This is a genomic window from Alishewanella sp. WH16-1 (assembly GCF_001441695.1).
GTDB lineage: Bacteria > Pseudomonadota > Gammaproteobacteria > Enterobacterales > Alteromonadaceae > Alishewanella > Alishewanella agri.
The window spans coordinates 1-7569 of the sequence record NZ_LCWL01000087.1; the positions used below are offsets into that span (position 1 = coordinate 1).

Below are 7569 nucleotides of genomic sequence, written 5' to 3' on the forward strand. Positions count from 1 at the left end.
CATCGCGCAAACAAGTAAATTCGAAGTGGGTCATTAGCTCAGCTGGTAGAGCAGCGGACTTTTAATCCGTTGGTCGATGGTTCGAATCCATCATGACCCACCACTTCGCATTATCCTGTTTGGGTCATTAGCTCAGCTGGTAGAGCAGCGGACTTTTAATCCGTTGGTCGATGGTTCGAATCCATCATGACCCACCACTTCTCATTATCCTGTTTGGGTCATTAGCTCAGCTGGTAGAGCAGCGGACTTTTAATCCGTTGGTCGATGGTTCGAATCCATCATGACCCACCAAACAGCCCGACACTGTCTTTTTTTGATTGTCCCTTATATAATACGCGCCCTTGTTAGCATACAGAGTAAGCCTAATGGAGCAGCCGTTGTATTTTTCCGAGCAGGACTTCCGTTTCCCGAAAAAGCCTGTGCCATTATCTGACGATCAAAAAGACGCTTACAAAGCCCGTATCAAAGCGCTATTAGTCGAAAAAGATGCCGTGCTGGTGGCGCATTATTACACCGATCCGGAAATTCAGGCCCTGGCGGAGGAAACCGGTGGCTGTGTGTCTGACTCACTGGAAATGGCCCGTTTTGGCAATCAGCATCCGGCAAAAACCCTGTTAGTGGCCGGCGTAAAATTTATGGGCGAAACGGCAAAAATCTTAACGCCGGAAAAAACCGTGATTATGCCCACGCTGGAAGCCACCTGTTCGCTCGACTTAGGCTGTCCGGCTGCCGAGTTCTCTGCGTTCTGTGATCAGCATCCTGACCGTGTGGTCGTGGTTTATGCCAATACCTCTGCAGCAGTAAAAGCCCGTGCTGACTGGGTAGTTACCTCGTCAATCGCGCTGGATGTCGTGGACTATCTGGATAGCCAGGGTAAGAAGATCCTGTGGGGGCCGGACAAGCATTTGGGGGCCTATGTGCAGAAGAAAACCGGCGCCGATATGTTGCTATGGAATGGTGCCTGTATCGTGCACGACGAGTTTAAAGCCAATGCGCTGCGTGAGCTGAAAAAACAACACCCGGAAGCCGCCATACTGGTGCATCCGGAGTCGCCTGATAGCGTAGTCGAACTGGCGGATGCCGTTGGCTCAACCAGCCAACTGATTAAAGCGGCGCAAACTTTGCCGAACCAGCATTTTATTGTCGCCACTGATCGCGGTATCTTTTACAAGATGCAGCAGTTAATGCCGGAAAAGACCTTTGTCGAGGCGCCAACCGGCGGTAACGGTGCAACCTGTCGTAGCTGCGCCCATTGCCCCTGGATGGCCATGAACGGCTTAAAAGCCATTGAGGAAGCGCTGCTAAGCCCAAGCGGCCATGAGATCTTTGTCGATGCGGCATTGCGTGAGCGGGCCTTATTACCGCTTAACCGGATGTTAAATTTCGCCAAAGAGCAAAAGGTACAGGTAAAGGGCAACGCTTGAGTTGTGATTGCTTAAAATAGCGGCAACAACAGCGGCCAACGCATTTAACCCTTGCACCGCCGCTGCTTTTTCCCTAGTATAGCGGCGCTTGCAGTGCAAGCCCCGGAGAGATGGCTGAGTGGCTGAAGGCGCACGCCTGGAAAGTGTGTTTAGGTTAACCCCTAACGAGGGTTCGAATCCCTCTCTCTCCGCCAGATAAATGAATAAGGCCCACGCCCAAAGCGTGGGCCTTATTCATTTATGCGACGAGACTGAGGACTTGGTTCGAACCCTGCGGTTCGACAAATTCGCCGGGAGCGAATTTGGACGCACTTTAGTGCGGCCCGCAGGGCCAGAACCAGGGATGGTTCTGGCAATCCCTCTCTCTCCGCTCACTCCTGGCTATATCCGATAAGCCAGCATTGGACGCACTTTAGTGCGGCCCGAAGGGCTAGGGCCTGGGATGGTTCTGGCACAAAACGGCAGGATAGCCGTTTTGCATGGCTCCGCCACCCGAAGGGCGAGTGCCATGGATGGCACGAGTGACAAATTCGCCGGGAGCACAAAATTGTCTGGAACAATTTTGGACCGCGCGAGCGCGGGTCCGAAGGACTGAGGCAGGAAAGCCTCAGCAAATTTGGACGCACTTTAGTGCGGCCCGCAGGGCCAGAACCAGGGATGGTTCTGGCAATCCCTCTCTCTCCGCTCACTCCTGGCTATATCCGATAAGCCAGCATTGGACGCACTTTAGTGCGGCCCGAAGGGCCAGCGCCAAGGATGGCGCTGGCAATCCCATACTCGCCGCAACGCCCAGAGCGTGGGCCTTATTCATTTATGCGGACGAGACTGAGGACTTGGTTAGAACCCTGCGGTGCGACAAAATGGCAGGATAGCTGTTTTGGTAGCCGCGCGATTAGTTTGAGAAAGTCCGCAGGTTAGTTTGAGAAAGTTCGGGTTTGAGTCGATTTTTAAACAGTCTAAATCCTCTGCGCAAACACCCTTTAAGCTGGCCATAAAACTCCCTTAATGTTAACAGTTTGGGGATAACATGTAGCCAGTTGAAATTCTCGCAACAAATCAGGAACTGATTAATCGCGTTTTAAATCCTCTCTCAATCTGTCGATGCGGTTATCCAGAGAACGGATGTCGGTATCGTATTGCATAGCTACTGCAGACATCTCTTTTGACAGTGACTCTTCCCTGGTAGCCCCGGCCAGATTGTTAGCTGCTGATTGCTTGGTTTTGCGGATCTGCGCCATTTTCTGGTCACGCTCTCTCATTTTCCGGTTACGTTCGGCAGTCAAGCGGATGATTTCAGAGTTGATATTACGCTGGCGGATCGACTCGTTAATCCGCTCTGATTCGGCTTTATGGTCTACGGCGGGCTGCTGTGGTGCGATGGCAGCAGGGGGGTTAGGTGCCTCGGTAGAGTATTGAGTTAACTCGGCATTATCAGCACATGGCTGTTGGCTGTATTTTACAACGCCATCGACTTCACACTTATAGACCTGTGCATAGGAACACACGGGGAATAACAGCGTGGTGAGAATTAATAGTTTGCGCATAGTGCAACCTCAAGTCCATTTGTTATCTACCGAAGAAGAGTAGCCTTACTGATTTAAAAGTTCAAAGAAAGCTACCTTTCTGACCACTTAATGCTAAAAACTAGGTCTTGACTTTTTACGATATATAACTGAAAGTTGTCCCGCGTCCTAGGACATAGGACTTTCGGTTGGTGGTTAAAATGAAAAGTCAAGATATCGTCGTGCTCTTCAAAATAGAGTCGCTCACACAGCGCTGGATCAATCCTAATCGGGATGATGCAGAGTTGCTTGTACCGCATGATTCGTCAATCGATTGGCTGGGCGATGCTCTTCTGCATAACGATGCGCCACCTGTTGCCTTCACTGAGAGTCTGTTTTCCGTAAGAGCCTTAGAGCAGGACACGGGGATCAGCAAATCTCAAGTTAGCTTAAGTCTGAAACGAATGTTTGACGTAGGCCTAGCAAAAGCCGATCGTAAAACCGGCTTACCCAAAACCAACACTCGCGCGCTGCTTGAATTCATCGCATACGGTATCCAATACGTTTTTCCTGCAAAAGAAGGCGAGGTGACCCGTGGGATCGCCACATCAATTGCTGCGCCGGTTCTGCTAGGTAAGTTAATGACTTCCGGGGAGCTCGCACCAATCTGGCCTTATTTCAAAGGGCAGACTAAAGGTGTGGCTGTTCAACCGTTACATGAAAATATCTTTGCCGCTATTCGAACAGATGATTTAACGTACGCATTATTAGCGCTAACCGATGCTGTTAGGATTGGCCATTCCCGTGAGCGTGGGATCGCTATCGACATGATGCGTAAACTGTTGCGGGTAAGTTCATGAGTAAGATCAATTTCCAAAAAGAGATGCTAGTCCAGGTGGCCACGGCTCTGGATGAATTGCTGCCTCAGGTCGTGTTTATCGGCGGGTGTACCACCGGGCTATTTCTAACTGATGATTTCACCACAGAGCAGGTTCGATATACCGATGATGTTGACTTAATTGTGAACGTCGGTAGTTATTTTGACTGGACTCAACTGTCTGAGCGTTTGGGCCAATTGGGTTTTCGTGATTCAATGGAGCAGGAAGTTATCTGTACTAAGATGCTCGGTCCACTGAAAGTGGACTTTATGCCGGATAATGCCGACATTCTCGGGTTTAGTAATCGTTGGTATCATAATGCGATGGCAACTGCTCGGGATTTTACGCTGACTGAGGCGATCACTATTAAGCTCGTCGAGCCGGTTTATTTTGTAGCCACCAAGCTTGAGGCGTATTTAGGGCGCGGAAACGGTGATGCGCTATCCAGCCACGATATTGAGGATTTGATTAATATCTTTGATGGACGCGCAGAAATCGTTGCTGAGGTTAACGCGGTTGATGGGGAGCTTAGAGACTTTATTCGAATTCAGCTTCAAGCGCTGCTTGACGATGCTAATTTTGAGTATGCCGTGCAAAGCGCGACAGGAAACAATAGCGCGCGGGAGTCACTCATTTTTGAGCGCATTGAGGCCTGTTTATGAGCGTAGCAGATATCGCTCAGCCTGAAGGCTTTATTGCGTTGCCAGGATCTGCTCAACTGCTTTACGACGATGCGACGGTAATATTTCGCTTTAAAGAGCTCTTGTTTTTGGCGATGTTTGATATCTCAACGTCACGCCCCTTGCCAAAATATATATTATTAACGACCTTTAAAGCGTCTATCGATGATGCGATATCCCGCTCTGAATTGGCTACAGAGCCCCTATCATTATTGAACACGCTGCAATGCTTCGCTGGGAAGCTCAATGAGCAGCTAAGCGGCGGATGTGTCAGTATCACGGTAGCGTTTATTGATGCGCAGAGGGTATGGGGCTATTGTGCTGGCGATGTGAGAATGGGCTATATGCGAGAAGGTGCGCTGAATTGGCTCTCGCCCGTTCATACCGCGGCGAACGTTTTTGTACCCTTTACTGACGAGCTCAAATCTTCATCAAACCGCCATATCTTGACGCGCTGTTTAAAGCTTCACCGCGCTTTTGCGCCTGAATATTTTCAATTCGATCTACCTGATGATAGCCAGATTGTGTGTGCGACGGATGGATTTTGGTGTGATTTACATTGGGGCAATCCACAAAGCCTGGTAAGTGAGCCATCCCAACGCCCCTTCGATGATTGCACATGCCTGTGGTTTAACCCAAGCGCATTATTGGCAAAAACAGTGCAGTCGCTTGCACATAACGAGCTGCACGTTTTCACCCAATACGACCACCTTGAGCTCCGAGCCTAATACTACCGGTTAGGGCGGACCTCGTCCAAATCCCGTGGTGCTGTTATCTCAAGCCAAATCGCTTTAACACCTCGGCGCGCTCAGCCGCTGGCAACGCCGCCAGTTTCTGCTCTACTTTTTTGTTTATCCGGATCACCGAGCCGCGTTGTAGGTCACGTAACTGCTTGGATAACTCTAACTCACGCTGCTCAATAAGCTGTGGCTGTAGCAAGGTGCGACACTCATGCAGCTCTGGCGCAAAGCCCAGTTTGCGGGCATAGGCATCTAACTGGCTGCTGGCAACGGCCTGACTCTGTAGTTGGCAGTACTCAATATTAGAATAAACATAGCTGTTATTGCTGGCCAGCGCATTCAGGCTGAACAGGGCGGTTAACGACACCACAGCATTAACTAATAATTTCATCACGATCTCCGGTTAAGTTAGATAAACTGTGCGCAGTTTATGCCTGAGTTGTGACAGCGCTGTGGCGGAAACACGAGATTAATTGTGACAAAAGGATAAGAATTTCTTATGTATGACTTGTCTTATCTGCGTGGCTACCCGAAAAAAATTTGCCGGCAGTCGTAACAACTGCTGGCAAAGCATGCATGAGCGGAGAGGTGGTGAGTTCTTCCGCAGGTGGGGGATTTGCTTCAAACTATCCCAACTTCCGATTATTTTTCTCTACGTACATCGAGCGATCACTGGCGCTGATAATGTCATCCAGATCGTCTGGCAGCGATTCGAAAATGGCACAGCCGACACTGGCTGAAACTGTCCGTTCGGTATTACCGAGGTTAAAGGTAACACAGCTCATTGCCTGTTTTAGCTCAGTATGTTTTTTGTAAACCTCGGCAATATGTTTAAAACTGGCGATTGCGATAAATTCATCACCGCCCAGTCGGCCATAGACATCATGTTGTCGCATATTTTTAGTCAAACAGGCCGCAATTTGTTGTAGCGCCATATCACCAACATTATGGCCGTAGTTATCATTAATCGATTTGAAATCATCTGCATCTATATAAAAAGCGGCATACAGCATCTGGTCGTCCGGGTCAGACGCAGCAAGCGTTGCCAGTTTCGAGTTCAAACCTCTTCTATTGGCAATACCACATAAAGGGTCCAGATTAGCCGCTTGTTCAGCAATGTCTTTTTCCTGAGTAATCCGACTAACCCGTTGTGCCAACGCCAGCGCCAGAATAATAGATTCAATTGCCAGAGCGAACACAAAGCCATAGCGCTGTATAAAGGGGCTGTAGTTGAGCAACACCACACGAAACAACAGACTGAACAGCACTATCGATAACGCAATACAAATTAAACCTGCTTCACGGGTTCCCCGATAAGCTTGCACCAAGGATACGATAAACACCATCGTTACAATCAGCAAAGTACCGTAGCCCATAATGGCGCCAAGCCAAAACAGCGGCAGACTTTCCGCAAAGAGTGCCCGCAGAATTGCGCAGCCACACACCAGCAACGAAAAGCCAATAACAGCGTAATTTAAGTAGGGGAAATCTTGTTTGATATATAAAAAATTGGAAAAAAACCAGCTGGCACTCAGCACAGTGAAGCCAATACTCAAGATATAAGCGAATTTGTGCAGCTCGGCGATATCTTCACTGAAGAAGATGAACAGCTGGCCTTCCTGCAGTACTAAAAAAGCGGTCAGACAGGCAATATAAAAACCATATAACTTTAAGGCCGGCGCTTTAATTCTCCAGCCGACTACAAAAGACAGTAACATCAACGTAAAGCCTAAGCCATAAAAGCCGCCCATAATCAGACTATGCTGTTGGCTAGCCGTGAGAAAATCTTGCTGATACTGCCATTTAAAGCGGGGAGTGTATGCGTGTTCAGCTTCGAGTTTTAGGGTCGCCTTGAAAAGCCCCTGTGGCAACGCATAGGCGATTTGTCCTGCGGTAATAGTCAAACCGACTTCACTGCCAAGGTCCAGCTGATGGCTGATTAAACCGGGTCTTTGAAAAGTCAGCACGCCATCTTTTGCTAAATCACATTGCAATAAGAAAGCGTTTTGTCCTTTATAAAGCGGCACCAGAGTATTTTTGCCTGATTGCAGTTGCCAGTGCTCAATGCCGGTTGCCAGATTTCGGGTCAACTGACAACCGGCATCGGCAAATACCTTCGCAGAAAAGGTACCGGCGAGGAGTAACAATAACGTAATCTGCAGTATCCTTTGCAACAACTGTTTATCCTTACAATACGCGCTAAAAGATTCTGGCTTTAGCTTAACAGATTTTGTTTCTTATTTAGCCACTAAACAGTAAAATCTTAATTAATTTATTAGCATTGATACCCGGTAACATCTTTTAAAAGCCCAATATGACTGAACTGCCTGAGGTATCCCCAGAAA

At 48.6% G+C, this 7569-nt stretch carries 7 protein-coding genes and 4 tRNA genes; 8 read left to right on the forward strand and 3 right to left on the reverse strand.

The genetic code is table 11. The features are described 5' to 3' along the window. Positions 1-27: 27 nt before the first annotated feature. The 5 genes from AAY72_RS07865 (at position 28) to AAY72_RS07885 (ending at position 1618) form a co-directional block, all read left to right on the forward strand. Positions 28-103: transfer RNA gene (locus AAY72_RS07865), tRNA-Lys, on the forward strand. An 18-nt stretch (positions 104-121) separates the two neighbouring features. After that, positions 122-197, forward strand: a tRNA-Lys gene (locus AAY72_RS07870). An 18-nt stretch (positions 198-215) separates the two neighbouring features. Further along, a tRNA-Lys gene (locus tag AAY72_RS07875) sits at positions 216-291 on the forward strand. Positions 292-365: 74 nt separating this feature from the next. Beyond that, positions 366-1424, forward strand: coding sequence for a quinolinate synthase NadA (gene nadA, locus AAY72_RS07880; protein ID WP_057786614.1), 1059 nt, complete (start codon positions 366-368; stop codon positions 1422-1424). A gap of 104 nt (positions 1425-1528) precedes the next feature. After that, positions 1529-1618: transfer RNA gene (locus AAY72_RS07885), tRNA-Ser, on the forward strand. Positions 1619-2491: 873 nt separating this feature from the next. Here AAY72_RS07885 and AAY72_RS07895 read toward each other — a convergent pair. Further along, positions 2492-2968: a DUF4124 domain-containing protein gene (locus AAY72_RS07895; RefSeq protein ID WP_057786626.1), complete on the reverse strand. Its 477-nt coding sequence runs from the start codon at positions 2966-2968 to the stop codon at positions 2492-2494. 179 nt (positions 2969-3147) lie between these two features. Here AAY72_RS07895 and AAY72_RS07900 point away from each other — a divergent pair, with 179 nt between their 5' ends. From AAY72_RS07900 to AAY72_RS07910, 3 genes are read left to right on the forward strand one after another with little or no spacing between them, the layout of a single operon-like run. Then, complete coding sequence (locus AAY72_RS07900; protein WP_057786627.1) at positions 3148-3786, forward strand: hypothetical protein; 639 nt, start codon at positions 3148-3150, stop codon at positions 3784-3786. Next, a complete protein-coding gene (locus tag AAY72_RS07905) occupies positions 3783-4466 on the forward strand; it encodes a hypothetical protein (RefSeq protein WP_057786628.1) in 684 nt (227 codons plus the stop codon). The genes AAY72_RS07900 and AAY72_RS07905 overlap by 4 nt, the downstream gene beginning before the upstream one ends. Beyond that, a complete protein-coding gene (locus AAY72_RS07910; protein WP_057786629.1) occupies positions 4463-5212 on the forward strand; it encodes a hypothetical protein in 750 nt (249 codons plus the stop codon). Before AAY72_RS07905 ends, AAY72_RS07910 begins: the two co-directional genes overlap by 4 nt. Before the next feature lie 43 nt (positions 5213-5255). Here AAY72_RS07910 and AAY72_RS07915 read toward each other — a convergent pair whose 3' ends face one another. Then, positions 5256-5615: a hypothetical protein gene (locus AAY72_RS07915; RefSeq protein WP_057786630.1), complete on the reverse strand. Its 360-nt coding sequence runs from the start codon at positions 5613-5615 to the stop codon at positions 5256-5258. 235 nt (positions 5616-5850) lie between these two features. Continuing rightward, the gene (locus AAY72_RS07920; protein ID WP_231728924.1) at positions 5851-7398 is read right to left on the reverse strand and encodes a diguanylate cyclase; all 1548 of its coding nucleotides are present in this window, start codon (positions 7396-7398) and stop codon (positions 5851-5853) included. Between the last annotated feature and the right edge of the window lie 171 nt (positions 7399-7569).

Excerpts from the sequence above, each read along its gene's own strand:
- AAY72_RS07895 (WP_057786626.1), bottom strand. The coding sequence starts at position 2,968 with ATGCGCAAACTATTAATTCTCACCACGCTGTTATTCCCCGTGTGTTCC.
- AAY72_RS07905 (WP_057786628.1), top strand. The coding sequence starts at position 3,783 with ATGAGTAAGATCAATTTCCAAAAAGAGATGCTAGTCCAGGTGGCCACG.
- nadA (WP_057786614.1), top strand. The coding sequence starts at position 366 with ATGGAGCAGCCGTTGTATTTTTCCGAGCAGGACTTCCGTTTCCCGAAA.
- AAY72_RS07900 (WP_057786627.1), top strand. The coding sequence starts at position 3,148 with ATGAAAAGTCAAGATATCGTCGTGCTCTTCAAAATAGAGTCGCTCACA.
- AAY72_RS07915 (WP_057786630.1), bottom strand. The coding sequence starts at position 5,615 with ATGAAATTATTAGTTAATGCTGTGGTGTCGTTAACCGCCCTGTTCAGC.
- AAY72_RS07910 (WP_057786629.1), top strand. The coding sequence starts at position 4,463 with ATGAGCGTAGCAGATATCGCTCAGCCTGAAGGCTTTATTGCGTTGCCA.